Origin of the sequence: Streptomyces coeruleorubidus (assembly GCF_008705135.1) — a bacterium.
GTDB classification, from domain to species: domain Bacteria; phylum Actinomycetota; class Actinomycetes; order Streptomycetales; family Streptomycetaceae; genus Streptomyces; species Streptomyces coeruleofuscus.
This window is the reverse complement of the sequence record NZ_CP023694.1, coordinates 7,079,570-7,096,024: the sequence shown is the minus strand read 5'-3', so window position 1 is coordinate 7,096,024 and position 16,455 is coordinate 7,079,570. Positions and strand designations below refer to the sequence as shown.

16 protein-coding genes are annotated in these 16,455 nt (G+C 72.9%); 7 read left to right on the top strand and 9 right to left on the bottom strand.

What is annotated here, in order from left to right; genetic code table 11:
• Window positions 1–57 precede the first annotated feature (57 nt).
• Window positions 58–870: an FHA domain-containing protein gene (locus CP976_RS32805; RefSeq protein WP_150483548.1), complete on the top strand. Its 813-nt coding sequence runs from the start codon at window positions 58–60 to the stop codon at window positions 868–870.
• Here CP976_RS32805 and CP976_RS32800 read toward each other — a convergent pair.
• The 7 genes from CP976_RS32800 to CP976_RS32770 all read right to left on the bottom strand — a co-directional run bounded on the left by CP976_RS32800 (window position 859) and on the right by CP976_RS32770 (window position 8,925).
• Window positions 859–1,782: a tetratricopeptide repeat protein gene (locus CP976_RS32800; protein ID WP_229875317.1), complete on the bottom strand. Its 924-nt coding sequence runs from the start codon at window positions 1,780–1,782 to the stop codon at window positions 859–861. The two genes, CP976_RS32805 and CP976_RS32800, sit on opposite strands and share 12 nt — an antisense overlap.
• 67 nt (window positions 1,783–1,849) lie before the next feature.
• Complete coding sequence (locus tag CP976_RS32795; RefSeq protein ID WP_150483546.1) at window positions 1,850–4,354, bottom strand: Hsp70 family protein; 2,505 nt, start codon at window positions 4,352–4,354, stop codon at window positions 1,850–1,852.
• Between the two features lie 21 nt (window positions 4,355–4,375).
• A complete protein-coding gene (locus CP976_RS32790; protein ID WP_150483545.1) occupies window positions 4,376–4,906 on the bottom strand; it encodes a hypothetical protein in 531 nt (176 codons plus the stop codon).
• Window positions 4,903–6,174, bottom strand: coding sequence for a hypothetical protein (locus tag CP976_RS32785; protein WP_150483544.1), 1,272 nt, complete (start codon window positions 6,172–6,174; stop codon window positions 4,903–4,905). The genes CP976_RS32790 and CP976_RS32785 overlap by 4 nt, the downstream gene beginning before the upstream one ends.
• Complete coding sequence (locus CP976_RS32780) at window positions 6,171–7,259, bottom strand: serine/threonine-protein kinase (protein ID WP_167537465.1); 1,089 nt, start codon at window positions 7,257–7,259, stop codon at window positions 6,171–6,173. The genes CP976_RS32785 and CP976_RS32780 overlap by 4 nt, the downstream gene beginning before the upstream one ends.
• A 154-nt stretch (window positions 7,260–7,413) precedes the next feature.
• Window positions 7,414–8,112, bottom strand: a complete 699-nt coding sequence (locus tag CP976_RS32775) for a class I SAM-dependent methyltransferase (protein WP_150483542.1) — start codon at window positions 8,110–8,112, stop codon at window positions 7,414–7,416.
• A gap of 132 nt (window positions 8,113–8,244) precedes the next feature.
• Window positions 8,245–8,925 (bottom strand): response regulator, encoded by a 681-nt coding sequence (locus CP976_RS32770; RefSeq protein ID WP_150483541.1) that lies wholly within the window; start codon window positions 8,923–8,925, stop codon window positions 8,245–8,247.
• Between the two features lie 352 nt (window positions 8,926–9,277).
• Between CP976_RS32770 and CP976_RS32765 the strand changes: the two genes are divergently transcribed.
• From CP976_RS32765 to CP976_RS32740, 6 genes are all read left to right on the top strand, one after another.
• Entirely contained in the window at window positions 9,278–10,744 is a 1,467-nt protein-coding gene (locus tag CP976_RS32765; RefSeq protein ID WP_150483540.1) for a Y4yA family PLP-dependent enzyme, read from the top strand.
• Window positions 10,741–12,060, top strand: coding sequence for a pyridoxal-phosphate dependent enzyme (locus CP976_RS32760; protein WP_150483539.1), 1,320 nt, complete (start codon window positions 10,741–10,743; stop codon window positions 12,058–12,060). Before CP976_RS32765 ends, CP976_RS32760 begins: the two co-directional genes overlap by 4 nt.
• Window positions 12,061–12,065: 5 nt before the next feature.
• Entirely contained in the window at window positions 12,066–13,262 is a 1,197-nt protein-coding gene (locus CP976_RS32755; protein WP_150483538.1) for an aminotransferase class V-fold PLP-dependent enzyme, read from the top strand.
• Between the two features lie 90 nt (window positions 13,263–13,352).
• Entirely contained in the window at window positions 13,353–14,117 is a 765-nt protein-coding gene (locus CP976_RS32750) for a class I SAM-dependent methyltransferase (RefSeq protein WP_150483537.1), read from the top strand.
• A 148-nt stretch (window positions 14,118–14,265) separates the two neighbouring features.
• On the top strand, window positions 14,266–14,565 hold the full coding sequence (locus CP976_RS32745) for a hypothetical protein (protein WP_150483536.1): 300 nt from the start codon (window positions 14,266–14,268) through the stop codon (window positions 14,563–14,565).
• Between the two features lie 65 nt (window positions 14,566–14,630).
• A complete protein-coding gene (locus tag CP976_RS32740; protein ID WP_059417859.1) occupies window positions 14,631–14,942 on the top strand; it encodes an ArsR/SmtB family transcription factor in 312 nt (103 codons plus the stop codon).
• A 26-nt stretch (window positions 14,943–14,968) separates the two neighbouring features.
• On the opposite strand, the gene CP976_RS32735 is transcribed toward CP976_RS32740, so the two are convergent.
• Window positions 14,969–15,841 (bottom strand): LLM class flavin-dependent oxidoreductase, encoded by an 873-nt coding sequence (locus CP976_RS32735; RefSeq protein ID WP_150483535.1) that lies wholly within the window; start codon window positions 15,839–15,841, stop codon window positions 14,969–14,971.
• A 156-nt stretch (window positions 15,842–15,997) separates the two neighbouring features.
• Complete coding sequence (locus CP976_RS32730; RefSeq protein ID WP_150483534.1) at window positions 15,998–16,435, bottom strand: DUF6299 family protein; 438 nt, start codon at window positions 16,433–16,435, stop codon at window positions 15,998–16,000.
• Window positions 16,436–16,455 lie beyond the last annotated feature (20 nt).

Here is a 16,455-nt window from a genome sequence, read left to right as displayed (position 1 = left end):
GGCCGTACCGCGTCGATTCCGCACGAGTCGCACGCCCACGCACCGAGGAGACCAGCGATGACCTTCTCCGCCAGCCTCGCGCGCGGCGTCGCGCCCACCGCGCCCGGAACCCTGCACGCGCGCACGGTCACCGGTGACCTGTGTGCCCCGCCGCGTCCGGGACTGACCGTCCGCTTCGGGCGGGGCGAGCGGCCCGACGTGGACCTGGAGGTGGGCGTGGACGACCTGCGGGTGAGCCGCCGGCACGGGGAACTGACGTACCTCCAGGGGCAGTGGTGGCTGCGCAACACCGGGCGGCAGCTCGTGCGGCTGCCGCGCGGCCGGATGATGCACACCACCACCGAGCCGGTCCCCCTCGCCACCGGCTACACCCCGCTGTTCGTGAAGGGCTCCGGCTACCGCGAGCACCTGATCGAGCTGTACGTGGCGGACCACGACGACCAGGGGCCGGTGTCGCGCCGCCGGGCCGCGACGCTGCGGCCGGAGACCTGGGCGCTCGACGACGACGAACGGCTGCTGCTGGTCGTCCTCGGCCAGCGGTACCTGCTGTACGAGGAGGACCCGCGGCCCCTGACGTACTCCATGGCCGCCCGGCAGCTCGTCCATCTGCGTCCGGACGGCAACTGGACGGAACGCAGGATCGAGCACCGTATCGAGGTCGTACGGCACCGGCTGCACGGCACCGGCTTCAAGTACCCGCTGGTGCACGACAAATCGGAGGAGCGGCGGCCCTACGACAACACCCTGCTGCACAACCTGCTCAAGGGGCTGGTCGAGTCGACGACGCTGGTGCCGCCGGACCTCGACCTGATGGACGACACCCCGGGCGCCGCAGACGCCGTAGAAGCCCCGGGCACGTCAGGCGGGTGAGATCAGGAGGGTGACCGTGCGGTTGCGGGCCGGGTCCGGGTACGGGGCGTCGCGCTGGTCCGCGCTGTCCGTGGTGAACGCCGTGAGGGGTTCGCCGCTCGCGGCGCTCAGTTCGCGGGCGGCGACCAGGGCGCGCCACAGCGCGACGACGGAACCGCCGCTGCGCGGGGCGCCGGGGACGGTGGCCGCGTGGCCGTGCACGGTGACGGACAGGTGCCGTCCGCCCAGCCGTTCACCGAGCAGGGCCAGTCGCCGGGCTCCCGCCGGGGTGAGTCGGGCGCCTTCGGAGAACAGCCCCTGAGTGAAGGCGACTTCGGCGGAGTCGCCGTGCACGGTGACGCGCAGTCCGGGGGCGCGCAGGTCCTGGGCGAGCGCGGCGGCACGCCGGGCGGCGGCCGGGTCCTTCTCCCGCCCGGCGCCGGCGGTGCCGGCATCTTCCTGGCCACTCCCAGGGGTGGCGCTCGCACCGGGGCTCTGCCGGCCCGCCGCACGGTCGGTGTCCGCCCGGGCGGTGCGTGGCCCGTCCAGGGTGGTGACCACGCCGGCGACGGCGGCGGTCACCACGCACGCCGCCGCGACCAGGGCCGTACGGGCGCGGTGACGGCCGAGCGCGGCCACCGGCCCCGTACGGCCGAGCCGGGCGAGCCCCGCCCTGGCCGACGGGTCCTCCGGGTGCCGCGCCAGGACCCGCTGCCAGCACTGCGCCGCCTCGGCCCTCTCCCCGCGCTGCGCGTGCAGCCGCGCCCGCAGGTCGAGCACGTCCCGATGCTCGCCGGTTTCCGTGCTCTCGGCCTCCCGCAAGAGCCTCAGGGCACCGTCCGGTTCCCCGGCCCGGGCGATTCCCCGGGCCCGCGACACGAGCAGCACGACGTCGAGCGCGGCGTCGCCGTCCGCGCCGGCCTGGTCTCTCATGCTGCCGGTCCGCCCGTCCGTGCCCGTTCCCCGCATGTCGCCTCCCCTCCGGCCCCGTTCCCTCGGTTCACCGGCTCTCCTGCACTCCGCCGATCCGCCGCTCCTCCGAGACCCCCGGAGGGAGCAGGCGGCGCAGCCGCTGGTTGATCGCGGACAGGGCCGTGCGGTCGCCCGCGGCGACGGCTCGGCGGCCGTCGGCGATCGCGGCGTCCGCCTGGGCGCGGGAGGTCATCTCGTCGCGCAGTTCGACGAGGGAGTGGAAGACGAGGAAGTCCCACTGGTCGCTGCGGCGCAGCAGATCGACCTGGAAGTCCCGCACCCGGTCGGCGAGCCTGCGCAGTCCGGCCGGGCCGCCGTCCTCGCCGGCGCTGGTCGCGCGGGTGCGGAGGTTCTCCAGTTCGCGGCGTTCGGCCGGTCCGCCGCCGGTCTGTTCGATGAGGTCCTCGCAGTTGTTGAGGAGGTCCCACAGCTCGTGCTGGAGGCCGGGGATGTCGATCGCCTCCTCGACGTCGTCGAGCTGGGCCTCCAGGTCGCGGATGCGCCGGTCGCTCGTACCGGCCGCGCCCGTGTCGACGGCCGCCGCGTCGACCTCCTTGCGCAGATGGACGAGGGCCTTCTCGTCGGACAGGTCGTCGAGCTGGGTCAGGGCCGGCTCGGAGTGCACCTCCTCGGCGCGTTCCCGCAGGGTGTGGGTGCGCTGCTCCAGGTCGTGCAGCCGGTCGACCAGCTCGTCGTGCGTGGGCGCCACGAGCTGGGAGCGGTCGATGCTCGCCTCGAACTGGGCGTCGGCGACGGGGATGTCGGCGGTGACGGTGACTTCCCGGTTCGTGGCGCTGATCTCGAAGGTCACCTCGACGGGCGTCTGCGCGGGCAGGTCGAAGCGGACGTCCCGGGGCCGGATCTCCAGCAGCCCGACCCGGGTGTTGCGGTCGGCGCGCCGGCGTTCGCCCTCCAGCAGCGGGATGCGGATGACGGCGTCCGGCTGGGAGCGGCGCAGCGGGATGGACGTCTCGAACGTCTTCGTGATGGAGGTCGGCAGGGCGGTGCCCTTGCGCAGCATCGGCGCGAAGGAGCCGTCGGCCTTGCCGATGCCGAGCGTGCTGGTGAGCACGGCGTCGCCGGGCAGCACCTGGGCGTGGGTGATCGACAGGGCGTCCGGGGCGAGCCGCTGGCGGGTGCCGGTGCTGTCGGAGAGTTCCACGGTGAAGCGGGACCGGGTGCCTGAGTCGATGGTCACCTCGGTGTAGAAGGCGCCGTCGGGGGTGAGTGTGGTCTGCGGTCCCCGGAAGGGCGGGTGGCCGTCGGGGTTGGTGAGGGTGACGGTGTACCGGGCCCAGTCGGGCACGGCGGTGCCGCCGCTGATCCGGCCGGAGACCGGGACGCCGGTGGTCTCCAACGACTGGGGTTCGTAGTGGAGTTCCACGGTGAACTCGCCCGGCGCCGCCGTGCGCGGCTTGCTCGGCATCCGCACCGTACGGGCGAAGAGGGCGGCGCCGCGCGCCACCACGGTGGTCGGGTCCTGGGTGTGGTCGAGCTGGATGCCCAGGCCTTCCACGGGGTCTGCCAGCAGGTCGCGCAGCCCCGGGGCGAGGGTCGCCCCGCCGACGAGCAGCAGCCGGTCGATGTGGTCGGGCCGCAGCGAGCTCTCCGCGAGGGCGTCCCGGCAGAGCTTGATCGCGCGGGTGTAGAAGGGCTGGGCGAGGTCTTCGAGAGCGCCCCGGGTGAGGGTGAACTCGAAGGGAACCGTGCCGCCTTCGCCATCGGAGAGGTCGACGGCGATGTCGTAGCTGCCGCGTCGGGACAGCGCGATCTTGGCGTCCTCCGCGGCCAGTTTGAGCTTGGCGAAGCCGGCCCGCCACCGGTTGTCGCGCCGGGCGAAGTCCGGCAGCCCGAGGTCGCGCCGGACGGCGGGGACGAGCAGGTCCTCCACGATGGCCCAGTCGATGAGTTTGCCGCCCAGGCGCGGGTCACCGGCGTGCTGGAGCAGTTGCAGTTCGCCGTCGCGCTTGCTCATCACGGCCGCGTCGAAGGTGCCGCCGCCCAGGTCGAACACCATCCAGTGGGTGGATTCGGAGGCGTCCTGCACGCCGTAGGCGATGGCCGCGGCGGTCGGTTCCTGGACCAGGGGGCAGTGCTCGCCGAGCCCGGCGAGGGCCGCGGCGGCGGACGTGGCGCTGTTCTGGTGCAGCGCGAAGGAGGCGGGCACGGTGATCACGGCCGCCTCCGGCGGGCTGCCGGTGTCGTGCGCGGCGTCCTGGCGCAGGGACTTGAGCACCTCGGCGGAGAGCTGCTCGGGGGTGAGGGACAGCCCCGCTCGGCCGAACCGCCGGTGGTATCCGGCCACGCCCATCTCCAGCTTGAACTCGGCGTGGGCGTCGTCGGGCTGGGTGTCGGTGCGCTCACGGGCGCGGCGGCCCACGTGGGTCACGTCCGGCTTGGGCATCCACACGGCGGACGGGGTGTAGTCCCAGCCGTCGTTGTTCTTGATGACGCGTACGCCGTCGTCGTCCGCCACCGCGATGGCGCTGTTGGTGGTGCCGAGGTCGATGCCGAAGTCGATGGTCTCGCGCATTGCGGTCGTCTCCTTGGTCGTTCACATGCCGTGGGTGGGGCCGGGTGCGGGCCGGCCGACGACGACCTGCCCCATCTGGATCCGCTCGCCGCGGTAGTAGACGCTGGGCCGGAGGGTCTCCAGCACCACCTCGTGGGTCAGGCCGGGTTCGTCCTGGAAGGCGAGGACTTCGAGGGACTGTCCCGGGTCGAAGGGCGCGCCGTCGTGCTCCTGGATCTCCAGTCCGCCGTCGGCGAGCGCCTGCCGGCCGGCCTGGACGTAGCGGCGCACCTGCCTGAGGTCCGCTGCCGACAGTTCGCCGGCGCGCTGGTTCAGCTTGCGCTGGGCGCGCCAGATGCCGGTGGCCGCGGCGAGCAGCGTGCCGGTGTCCGCGCCGCCCGGGGCGGGTTCCTCCGTGGCCGTCCCGACGTCGGCCAGTACGTGCGCGACCCAGTCGGCCTGACCGGTGTCGAGGAACGGCGGCGGGACGCGGAACTCGGGCGGGTGCCGCAACTGCCCGAGGGCGGCGCGCACCCGGCTGCCACGGCCGTCCCGGCGTGAGGGGATGCTCATTTTCTCCTCCGTACGCTGCGTACGCCGTCGGCGAGGGCCGCCACGATCCGCACGAGGTAGCCGAGTACGCCGATGCCGCCGAGCCCGATGATGAGCACGGGGACGATGCCGTAGATCTCGATCAGGGCGGAGAGCGAGCCGCCGATGACGGCGAGCACCAGGAGGAACCCGAACCAGGGGAACCGCCGGGTGGGCCGCGCGGGGCGGCGGCCGGTGCCCGTGAGGTGGTCGTAGATGAATTCCCAGTTCTCCTTCAGCCCGTCCGAGTCACGGTCCGGGCCGATCTCGTACGCCTTCTCCGCGAGCCAGATCATCTCCTCGCGCCGGGAGGCGCTCGGCGGGCGGTGGACGGAGACGCCGAGGAGTTCGACCGCGAGGTTGTTCAGCCCGACGGCGACGATGTGGGCGATCTCGTCGTGGCGCCAGTCGGAGACGAACGGTCTGAGCGGCGCCATGTCCTCGAAGCCGGGCACGACCCGGTCGCGCAGGAGCAGGAACGCCTCGCGGTAGTGGTGGGCCTCGCGCTCCCGCTCCGCCGTCAGCAGGTCGCCGTGGATCTTCTCGTACGCCTCTTCCGCCGCACGCTCGAACAGCTCGGAGAACAGTCCGGCGAAGGGCGGGAAACCAGCCCAGGCCGAGCAGACCGACGTCAGCCGGGTCGCGGTGGCCTGGTCGGCGAAGAGCTGGGGGAAGGGGGACACGAGCAGTCGCGGCAGCCGGGCCAGGAGGTCGTCGGCCGCGTCCTCGTCGAGCCGGGGGTCGCCGAGCGCCCGGATGCGGTGCCGGACGTGCTGCCGCAGCGCCCCGTCCGCCAGCAGGTGGCCCCAGGCGGACACCGCGTTCTCCCACAGGGACGCCCGCTGCTCGACGGGCAGCCCCGACCGCCCGGTCTCCGCCTCCAGCACCCGGGCGTGCAGCAGTACGGCGGCGTCGTGCCATTCGTGCACGTCCGGGTCGCAGTCGCAGGCGGAGTCGGATGGCCCCCACAGCCACAGCAGTTCGTCGACCATGCGGCGGCGCGGGTCCTGGAGGCCCTCGAAGGAGGCCCGTACCTCGTCCTTGCCGTAGCCGCCGGCCGGTGCCACTTCCGGGGCTCCGGGCCAGCTTTCCCCGACGGCCAGCCGTGCCTCCACCTTCTGCCGGTGCCGCCGCACGGCCGGTCCGCTCGCGCGGGTGGGCAGGCCGGTGACGGCGAAGACGTTCCTGCGGTACAGCTGTGTGCCCGCCAGTTCCTCGAAACGGTCGAACTCCCTTACCGGCGTGGTCACATGATCACCCCCCGGCGCCAGGTCATGAGCCGTGTCAGATGCCGCTCCCGCAGCAGCGGATAGCGGCTGATGGTCTCCTCCAGCAGGTCGGCGGCCTCGCCGAGCCTGCCGGGCACCCGGGAGAGCGAGGTGGCCTCCCGGACCAGTGCGCCGGCGGACTCGGCCGGCTCGGCCGTGCCGGCGGCTTCCGGGCCGGGCGCCGCGTGCAGGCCGGCCGCGCGGTCGGCGACGGCACGGGCGGTGGCGGGCCGCTCGGCCGGGTCGATCCGCAGCATGTCGGTGACCAGCCGGTCCAGTTCGGTGCCCACGTCGTCGTTGAAGGCGCGGGGCGGCTGCAACGGCCGGGTGAACCGCTCCAGGGAGAAGGACTGCACCGGGTCGCCGCCGTCGTAGGGGAAGTGCCCGGTGAGCAGGAAGTACACGATGGTGCCCAGGGCCCACACGTCCCCCGGGCATCCGTAGCCCTTGCCGCGCCGCAGTACCTCGGGCGGCATGTAGGCGACGGTGCCCTGGGCGCTGGCCGCCATGGTGCCCGGGTCGGTCTCCTTGGCCAGGCCGAAGTCGCTGACCTTCACGCGCAGCCCGGTCTCGTCGTAGGTGATGAGCACGTTGGCCAGGGACAGGTCGCGGTGGACGATGGGGTGCGGCCGCTCGTGGGCGACGGCGAGTCCCTCGGCGGCCTGCCGGAGCACGGCGGTCACCTCGCCGACGGGCACCACGCCCGAGTGGGACTCCATCAGCCGCTCCAGGCTGCCGCCCGCCACGTACTCCATGGTGATGTAGCCGCGCACGCCCTCGGAGGTCTGCACGGTGCCGGCGTCGAACACCCGGATGATGTTGGGGTGTCCCAGGGTGGACAGGATCCGGGCCTCGTCGAGCATCCGGGACGTCGCCTCCAGCGAGGCCACGTGCTTGAACAGCTTCAGGGCCTGCCAGCCGAGGATGTGGTGCCGCACCCGGTAGACCTCGGCGAAGGCGCCCTCCCCCAGCCGGCGGTCCACGACGAGCGCCGAGTTGATCCGCTGTCCCTGCCGGAGCAGGGCGCTGCCCACGCCCGTCGCCGTGTCCTGCGTGCGGTCGAGCACGGGCCCACGCACCTTCCCCACCGGTGAAACCACCCGCGACGTCGCCGGTCCACTCCTCCCCGTCCGCCCTGCGGCGGCGCGGGACGCCAGGGTAGGAAGCCCCTGTCGGGACCCCTCCCGGCCTCCTGGGGCGGGCGCGGGTCAGGCGGCGTCTTCAGGACAGCCTGAAGAAGATCATGGGGTTGTCGGTGCTGTTCTTGACGGGATGTCCGAGGGCGAGGCGCCGCTTGACGTCGTTCAGCCGGTCGTGGATCTCGGGCGCGTGCGCCCGGGACGCGGTGAAGTACCGGTTCCCCCGCTCGGCGAGCCAGTGCAGCACCACCGCTCCCTCGGTGAACGGCAGTGCCCGGCGCCCGTGGAACACGTCGTGGACGCACACGGGTATGCCGGGCCGCATGCGCGGCAGCAGGTGCCGGACGTACCAGCGGGCGAAGCGCGCCGAGTGCGCGGCGTCGATGAACAGGAAGTCCGCCGTGTCGGGGACCTTCTCCAGGTTCTCCCGCACGTCCCCCTGCGTGAACGTCCAGCGCCCCTCGGCGAGTCGGCCGGGCACCTCGCGCAGGACGTGGTCCACCACGTCGTACGAGTACAGATGGCCGGTGCCGTTGTCCCGCAGGGCGCGCAGGATCCAGGTGGTGGACCAGCCGTGGAACGTGCCGATCTCCACCACCGTCTCCGGCCGGGCCTCGCGCAGCAGCAGGTAGGTGATCTCCGCCTCGACGTCGTCGAGTTGGGCCTTCATCGCGTGGGGCGGTGCGAGCAGCACGCGCTGTTCCTCGCGGACCCGGTCGAGGTCGTCGGCGTAGGTGCGGTAGAGGCGGACGACGTGGTCGATGTCGAGGGGCTGGTGCATGTGGCGCTCCGTGCGTGCCGGTCCGTGGTCAGGGCGGGGTGACGGTAGGGCGCGGGAGGCGGGCCGCACGTCACACCCGGGTGCCAAGTGCGGTGTCGCACCTGGGTACGACTCGCACCGGCGTTTGCGGGCTCAGCCGGCCGAGCCGGGCACGACCAGCCCCGACTCGTAGGCGAGGACGACCAGTTGGGCCCGGTCCCTGGCACCCAGCTTGGCGATCAGCCGGGTCATGTGGGTCTTGACCGTCTGCTCGGCCACCACCAGCGTCCCGGCGATCTCCCTGTTGGACAGGCCCCGAGCGACCAGCCCGAGGACCTCCGTCTCCCGGGGCGTGAGGCCGTTCAGCCGCAGCCGGGCCCGCCGTCCGGCCTGAGGGCGGCGGCGGGTCACGTCCTCGATGAGGCGGCGCGTGACGGAGGGGGCGAGCAGGGCGTCACCGGCCGCGATCACCCGGACGGCCTGGACGAGTTCGGCGACCGGGGCGTCCTTGAGCAGGAAGCCGCTGGCGCCGGCCCGGAGGGTCTCGTAGACGTAGTCGTCGAGGTCGAAGGTGGTCAGCATCAGCACCTTGGGCCGGTGCGTCACGCCCGGCGGCGGGTCGAGCAGCCGCCGGGCCGCCTCGAGACCGTCCATCTCCGGCATCCGGATGTCCATCAGCACCACGTCGGGGTGGGTGCTGCGGCAGACCTCCACCCCGCGCCGGCCGTCGGGCGCCTCCCCCACGACGTCGATGTCGCTCTGCGCGGACAGCAGGGCGGCGAATCCCGAGCGCACCATGTCCTGGTCGTCGACGACGACCACCCGTACGACCATGCTCACTTCTCCCGTTCCGGCACGCGAACCCGTACGGCCCGCCCACCCGTTGCCGGGGGCACCGGACCGCACCCCACTCTGCGTCGCGGCCGAGGGCCGCCGCCTCGGCCGAACGGCCACGACCCACCAGCCCGACCTGCGAAGGCTCGGCCGAACGACGGATGCCGCGGCCCCGCGCCGGGCGCGCGCCACCCGGCCAAACCGTGATCCGCTTCACACCGGCGCGGGGACGGGCCCGGGCCTTACAGGGCGTAAAGCGACCGAAGAATGGATATGGGCTATACGGCGAAACGCGGGGAGTGTCGGACGTGCCCGGATGCCGGGCGCGTGCGCTACAGGGGAGGGAGCGCGCATGGACGGCCGGCCCTTGTATCTCGAACCCCGACTGGAACCACGGCTCAGGTCCCTCCTGGCGGCGGCGGGGACGCTGCACTCGCTCACCGACGGGCTCGGTTCACCCCTGCACGTCGTGGTGCCGGACCAGATCGCCGAGAACCTGGAGCGGTTCAGGTCCGTGTACCGGGCACACCACCTGTCCGGCCAGGTCTACTACGCCCACAAGGCGAACCGGTCCAGCGCGCTGCTGCGCCGGCTCGCCGCCACGGACGCGGGGGTGGACGTCGCGTCGCTGGGCGAGTTGCAGCACGCGCTGGGGGCCGGTTTCACCGCCGACCGGATCACGGCCACGGGGCCGAAGAACCCCGAGTTCCTGTGGCTCGCGGCCCGTACGGGCGTCACGGTCGGCGTCGACGGCGTCGCCGAGCTGGACCAGCTCGCCGCGCTGGTGCGTGGGCACGCGCTCGCCCCGGTGCGGGTGCTGCTGCGGCTGTCGGGGTTCGAGACGTCGGGGGTGAAGATGCTGAGCCGGCGCAGCCGGTTCGGCACCCCCGTACGGGAGTTGGATCCCCTGCTGAAGGCGGTCGAGCGGCACGGCGACGCGGTCGAGCTGACGGGGGTGGCCTACCACCTGGACACGACGAGCGTCGCGGAGAAGGCGACCGCCCTCGAAGGGTCCCTGGCGGCCCTGGAGGCGTGCCGGAGCCGGGGGCTGCGGCCCCGGGCCGTGGACATCGGGGGCGGGTTCGGCGTCAGTTACCTCGCCGAGCGGGAGCAGTGGGATGCGTACACGAGCGCGCTCACGGCCGCCGTCCTGGGCCGCCGCCCGCCGCTGACCTGGGGCGGGCACGGCTACGGGCTGCGGGGCGAGTCCGGCACCGTGCGCGGCGTGCTCGGCCTCTACCCGGCGCACCGGTCCGTCGCCGGCGCGGCCTATCTGGACGAGCTGCTGGCCCAGCCCGCCGCCTCCCTGGGCGGCCGTCCGCTGGCCGCGCTGCTGCTGGAGCACCTGTACGACCTGCACAGCGAGCCCGGCCGGGCGCTGCTCGACCAGTGCGGCCTGACCCTGGCGCGGGTGCTGGAGGTCCGTTCCCAGGAGGCGGGCGGCGCACTGCTCGTGCGGCTGGCCGCGAAGGCGGACGACATCGCCCTGGAGGACCACGGAGTGCTGATGGACCCGGTCGTCATCCCCAGAAGCGGAGCCGGGCCGGGCGAGGGGCCCGTCGCCGTGCACCTCTTCGGCGGCCTGTGCCTGGAGACCGATCTGATCACGCGGCGCACTGTCTTCCTGCCGCGCCGCCCGGTCCCCGGCGACCTGCTGGCCTTCGCCAACACCGCCGGTTACGCCATGGACTTCCACGCCACCCGCGCCCAGCACCAGCCCGCCGCCCGCAAGGTCGCCGCCTGGCAGGACGGCGACGTCTGGCGCTGGTGCCTGGACGACCAGTTCTGGCCGATCACGCCCTCGGGGGGAGCTCAGTGAGGTACGACAGCATCACCGATGCGATAGGCAACACCCCGTTGGTACGGATCGACCCGGCCGTGCACGGCCTGCGCAACATCGACCTGTTCGCGAAGCTGGAGATGCTCAACCCCTTCGGTTCGGTCAAGGACCGGGCGGCCTGGAACATGGCGCGCCCGCTGCTGGACGAGGCGGTCGAACACGGCAGCCAGGTCGTGGAGTTGTCCAGCGGCAACACGGCGAAGGCGCTGGCGGTCGTCGCGGGCATGCACGGCTTGGGCTTCAAGAGCGTCACCAACCGGATGCGGGTGCCGGAGATCAAGGACCTCCTGCTGCTGCTCGGCGCTCAGATCGAGGAGCTGCCGGGGCAGAGCGAGTGTCTGGACCCGACCGCGACGGACGACCCGCTGACCCTGTTCCACCGCACGCTGTCCGCTTCCGGCAGTACCTACCTCCACACCGACCAGTACTTCAACCCGCGCAACACCGAGGCGCATCTCACCGGTACCGGCCCGGAGATCGTCAAGGACCTGGACGGCCGGGTGCCGGACTGGTTCGTCGCCTGTGTGGGCACGGCCGGTTCCTCGACGGGCGTGGCCCGCGCGCTGCGGGAGGAGGATCCCTCGGTGCGGGTGGTCGGGCTGGTGGCGGCCAAGTCGGACTTCATCCCCGGGATCCGCACCATCGACGAGGTGCAGGAGGTCGGCCTGTTCGACCCGGAGACGTACGACACGATGGAGTCGGTGAGCTCCGACGAGGCGATCGAGGGAATGCTGACCCTGAACCGCCGCTGCGGCATCCTGGGCGGGCCCACCGGGGGCGCCGCCTACCACGGGGCCGTCCGTCATCTGCGCGCTCTCGACGAGGAGTTGACCGAGCGCCGGACCGCGGTGTTCATCGTCTGCGACCGCGTGGAGAGCTATCTGAGCTACGTCCGGCAGCGGCGGCCCGACCTGCTGGGCCGGCCGCCCCGGAAGAACTCGCCGGCCGACCTGACCGACGCCGAGGTCGGCGGGGCGCCGTCGGTCACGGTGGCCGAGGCCCGGCGGTGGATCGACACCGAGGGGCCGCTCGTGGTCGACCTGCGCAGCCCCTACGCGTACGCGGCGCTGCACATCGACGGTTCGGTCAACATCGTCGACGAGCTGTTCGCCGAACTCCTCCAGGGCGGCCTGCCGTTCAGCCGGAGCCGGCCGGTGCTGCTGGCGTGCCCGGTGGGCGAGCAGTCCGCCCGGTACGCGGCGCTGCTGACCCGGATGGGCCATCCCGACGTCCGCAGTCTGGCCGGCGGCATCATCGCCTGGCGGGACGCGGGCGCGCCCCTGGTACGGGACTGACCGCCATGACCGCACCCGCGATCCGCGACGATCTGCGCCAGTGGCAGCAGGCGCTGCGCGCCCAGTTCCCCATCGTCACCGGGCACCCGGAGCTGGCGTACCTGGACAGCGCGGCGACGGCCCAGAAGCCGCAGGCCGTCCTGGACGCCGTGCAGACGTACCTCACCACGAGCAACGCCAACGCGGCACGCGGTACCTACACGTGGGCCAACCGGACCACCGAGTTGGTCGAGCGCACCCGCGAGCGCGTCGCCCGGTTCCTCGGGGATCACCAGCCCGAGCGCTCCGCCGTCCACTTCACGAGCGGCACGACCGAGGGGCTGCGCACGATCGCCCGCGACTGGCTGCCGGGGTTCCTGCGCGACGGCGACGAGATCGTCGTACCGGACGCCGACCACCAGGCCAACATCGAGCCGTGGCGGGAGGCCCAGCGGCTGCTCGCCCGCGAGGGCGTGCACGTCCGGGTGGTGCCGATGCCGTACCAGAGCGGCTCCGGGGACTACGACCACCGCGCGCTGGCCGAACGGGCCGGGCCGCGCACCCGGTTCGTCGCCACCACCCATGTGCACCACGTCTACGGCGGCGACATGAACGTGCAGCGCATCCGCCGGGCGGTCGGCCCGGACGCGGTCATCTGTCTGGACGCGGCGCAGAGCGTCGGGCATCTGCCGGTGTCCGTGGCCGAGTTGGACGTCGACTTCGTCGTCTTCTCCGGGCACAAGGCGCTGGCCCTGCCCGGTACCGGGGCGGTGTGGGCCCGGCAGGAACGGGGCCCGGCGTTCACGCCCGGCGGGTGGAGCGGCACCCCGAACACCGTGGGCATCGCGTCCCTCGAAGCGGCCCTGGACTGGCTGGACGCCGCCGGTGTGGAGCGCGTCGAGCGCTGGACGGTCGCCCTGGCGGCCCGGCTCACCGAGGGGCTGCGCCGGCTGGACGCCTACGAGATCCTCGGCTGCCCGCTGAGCCTGGCCGCGGACTCGACCGTGCAGCGGCGCCAGGGCATCGTCACCCTGCGGCACCGCGCCATCGACTCGGGCGACCTGGGCTTCATCCTGTTCAGCCACGGTTTCATGGTCCGCTCGGACAACCACTGCCAGGGCGAAGCGGGCGAGAGGACCGGTTCGGTTCGGGTGAGTCTGCATGTGTACAACACCGTTGAGGAGATCGACCGGCTGCTGTCCGTCCTCGCTTCACTCCACTGACTCCCCCAACTAGGCATAATGGGAACCGTTTCCACCTGTAGGCTCGGGCCGGAAAGAGTCAGGTGCGAGACGGCAAGGTGGCGCGACCGGATGGGACTGAGTCTGGCGACGGCTGAGCGGTGGGTGGAGCGCTGGGAGCTCCAGCAGGAGCGGTACGCGGTCGACCGCGAGGAGCGGTTCACGGTGATCGCCGATGTCGTGGAGCACGTCACGGCCGGGCGGGGCTCCCGGCCCCTCGTCGTCGACCTGGGCTGCGGGCCCGGCTCCCTGGCGGCCCGGCTGGTCCGGCGGCTGCCGGACGCGGAGATCGTGGCCGTGGACCGGGATCCCGTGCTGCTGGAGCTGGGCCGGACCCACCACCCGGACGCGGCCCGCTACGTCGACGCCGAGATCGGCGCACCCGGCTGGACCTGGACCCTGGACCTGGACCGGCCCCTGGACGCGGCCGTCTCCACGACGGCCCTGCACTACCTGGACCGTGACACCCTGCTGCGCGTCTACCGGCAGCTCGCCGCGCTACTGCGGCCCGGTGGCGTCCTCGTCAACGGCGACCATCTCCCTCAGGACGACGCGGGCCCGGCCGGGATCGCCGCCCATGTCGGGCGGTGCCGGGCGGACCGGCAGCGGGTGTTCGCGCACGAGGACTGGGACTCCTGGTGGGCCGCCGTCGCCGACGACCCCGAGCTGACGGACCTGCTCGCCGAGCGCCGCCGCCGCGAGGCGCCCGCCGGCACCGGCCGCCCCGCGGAACTCCCTCTCTCCGCCCATCTGGAGCTGCTGCGGCAGGCGGGCTTCGCCACGGCGGGCCCGGTCTGGCAGTACGGCGAGAGTTGCGTGGTCGTCGCGGTTCGCTGACCCGGGCGTCACCCCTGCGCCGCACTCGGCTCGCGGGTGGCGCCGGTCGCCCGGACAATACATGCAGGAATCGCTATATGTTAATGTCGCCATGACATTCCCGGCCGAAGCGCCACGGGCAGCAGAGCAGACGCGAGGAGCCACCCCCATGACCACCGCCGAACACCTCACCCACGACAATCACGCGCACGCCCACGGCGACGACTGCGGTCACGTCGCCTTCACACACGGCGACCACACCGACTACGCCCACGACGGCCACATCCACCGGATGCACGAAGGCCACGTCGACGAGTGCGCGAACGGCGGCCACGCGGTGCACCAGAACCACGACCACCAGCACGGCGACAGCTGCGGCCATCTGGCCGTGCGGCACGACGACCACACCGACTACGTGCACGACGGTCACCGTCACGCCGCACACGAGGGACACTGGGACGATCACTGACAAGCCCGGCCCCAGGCGACCATCCGGGCAAACTGGAAATCGTTGTCATATGCTAATGTGTGCATATGACAACGACGCCCTCTCCTCCGACGGACGATCCGGACCAGACCTTGCAGGCGGCCAGCGAGCTGCTGCGCGCGCTGGCCTCGCCCGTACGGCTGGGCATCGTGCGGGAGCTGTCCGCCGGCGGGAAGTACGTCCATGAGCTGGTGACGGCTCTGGGGGTGAGTCAGCCGCTGGTCTCCCAGCATCTGCGGGTGCTGCGGACCTCCCGGATCGTCACCGCCCGGCGTCAGGCCCGCGAGACGCGGTACACCCTCACCGACGACCACGTGGCGCACATCGTGCTGGACGCCATCCGGCACGCACAGGAGTAGCGCACCGGCTGCCGCCCCTCGCTCGGTTACGGGACGAGGGGACGGACGTCCTCGGCCACGAAGCGGACGAAGCCCTCGGGGTCCGGCTCGTCGCCGGTGGGTTCGAGGACGACGGTGTCGGCACCGGCGGCGACCAGGCGCTGAACGGCCTCGGCCACCGCAGCGGCGTCGCCGGCGACTCCCAGGCCGGGGATCTTGTCGGTGCCGGAGGCGGTGCGCTCGGCCTGGAGACGGGCGGCGGCGTCCGGTCCGGTGGCGGTGAGGAGATAGACGACCACCCGGTGAGGGCCGGTGCGACCGGCCGCCGCGCGGCCCTCGTCGATGAGCCGGCGGGCCTCTCGCACGCCGTCCGGCGGGATGGCCTCACTGAGCAGCGTGCCGTCGGCGGCCTCGCCGGACAGGCGCAGCGAGCGGGGGCCGGTGACGCCGGCGAGCACCTCGGGAGCGGTGGGCGGGGGCCAGTCGAGGCCGACGTCGTCCAGTTTCACGTACCGCCCGTCAGTGGTGACCCGCTCGCCGCGCAGCAGCGCCCGGAGCGCGTCGAGGTACTCGCGCAGCAGCGTGACCGGCGACTCGGCCCGCGCTCCGACCTGCCCCATCCAGTCCTGTACGCCGTGCCCGACGGTCAGCGTGAAGCGCCCCGGGAAGAGCCGGTCGAGGGTGGCGGCCTCCATCGCGGTGAGGGCGACGTTCCGCAAGGGCACGGGCATGAGTCCGATGCCGACCCGCAGCCGTTCGGTCCAGGCGAGCGCGGCGGACGCGGTGGCGACCCCGCCCTCCAGGAAGCAGTCCTCCCAGAACCACAGCTCCTCCAGTCCCGCCGCCTCGGCGGTGCGGGCTATGTCACGCAGCTTCTCAGGGGGCAGCTGAGGCCGGAAAACAGCACCAAGAGCAGTCATGGAGCCTTACCTACCCTTGGTGCTCCCGGATGAACAACTGCTTTACGCTGCTTGGCTCTTGACGCCGTGAGACGCCTTGCCGGCGGCAGCGCACGTCACCGGCCCGGTGAGCGCCCCGCGAACCCGGGCCGCTCACCGGTCCGCTCACCGTGGTGCTCAGCCCTTGGCCAGGGTGACGGCCTGCTCCTGCACCGCGTGGAAGTGGGGCAGGAGCAGGACGCCGAAGGCGCGCAGCTCCATCAGGGTGGCCTCGACGTGGGCCGCGCCGGGCACGAGGGTGACGGGCATGGGGCGGCCCTTGTTCACCCAGCGGTGCTTCGCGCCGTCGCACACGGCCCGGGTGCCGCCGATGCCGTAGCTGCTGGTGGAGTCGCCCTGGCTCACGGAAGAGCTGACGAAGACCGGGCCGCTGGTGCTCTGGCAGCGGTAGGTGCCGGAGAGGGTGACGGTGCCGTCGGCGGCGATCTTGCCCACCTTGTCGACCGTCACGGCCTCGTGCGGGGTGGGTGCCGCGGTGGCGGGCGCGGCGGCGGTGCCGGTGAGCAGGAGCAGCGCGGCACCGGCCGCCGCGCCGAGAAGGGGACGTAGACGCATGGGGGAACCTCCCGAAAGGA

Bases quoted from the DNA above. Each gene is read 5' to 3' on its own strand.
- CP976_RS32805 (WP_150483548.1), top strand. From the start codon at position 58: ATGACCTTCTCCGCCAGCCTCGCGCGCGGCGTCGCGCCCACCGCGCCC.
- CP976_RS32800 (WP_229875317.1), bottom strand. From the start codon at position 1,782: ATGAGAGACCAGGCCGGCGCGGACGGCGACGCCGCGCTCGACGTCGTG.
- CP976_RS32795 (WP_150483546.1), bottom strand. From the start codon at position 4,354: ATGCGCGAGACCATCGACTTCGGCATCGACCTCGGCACCACCAACAGC.
- CP976_RS32790 (WP_150483545.1), bottom strand. From the start codon at position 4,906: ATGAGCATCCCCTCACGCCGGGACGGCCGTGGCAGCCGGGTGCGCGCC.
- CP976_RS32775 (WP_150483542.1), bottom strand. From the start codon at position 8,112: ATGCACCAGCCCCTCGACATCGACCACGTCGTCCGCCTCTACCGCACC.
- CP976_RS32770 (WP_150483541.1), bottom strand. From the start codon at position 8,925: ATGGTCGTACGGGTGGTCGTCGTCGACGACCAGGACATGGTGCGCTCG.
- CP976_RS32765 (WP_150483540.1), top strand. From the start codon at position 9,278: ATGGACGGCCGGCCCTTGTATCTCGAACCCCGACTGGAACCACGGCTC.
- CP976_RS32755 (WP_150483538.1), top strand. From the start codon at position 12,066: ATGACCGCACCCGCGATCCGCGACGATCTGCGCCAGTGGCAGCAGGCG.
- CP976_RS32750 (WP_150483537.1), top strand. From the start codon at position 13,353: ATGGGACTGAGTCTGGCGACGGCTGAGCGGTGGGTGGAGCGCTGGGAG.
- CP976_RS32745 (WP_150483536.1), top strand. From the start codon at position 14,266: ATGACCACCGCCGAACACCTCACCCACGACAATCACGCGCACGCCCAC.
- CP976_RS32740 (WP_059417859.1), top strand. From the start codon at position 14,631: ATGACAACGACGCCCTCTCCTCCGACGGACGATCCGGACCAGACCTTG.
- CP976_RS32735 (WP_150483535.1), bottom strand. From the start codon at position 15,841: ATGACTGCTCTTGGTGCTGTTTTCCGGCCTCAGCTGCCCCCTGAGAAG.
- CP976_RS32730 (WP_150483534.1), bottom strand. From the start codon at position 16,435: ATGCGTCTACGTCCCCTTCTCGGCGCGGCGGCCGGTGCCGCGCTGCTC.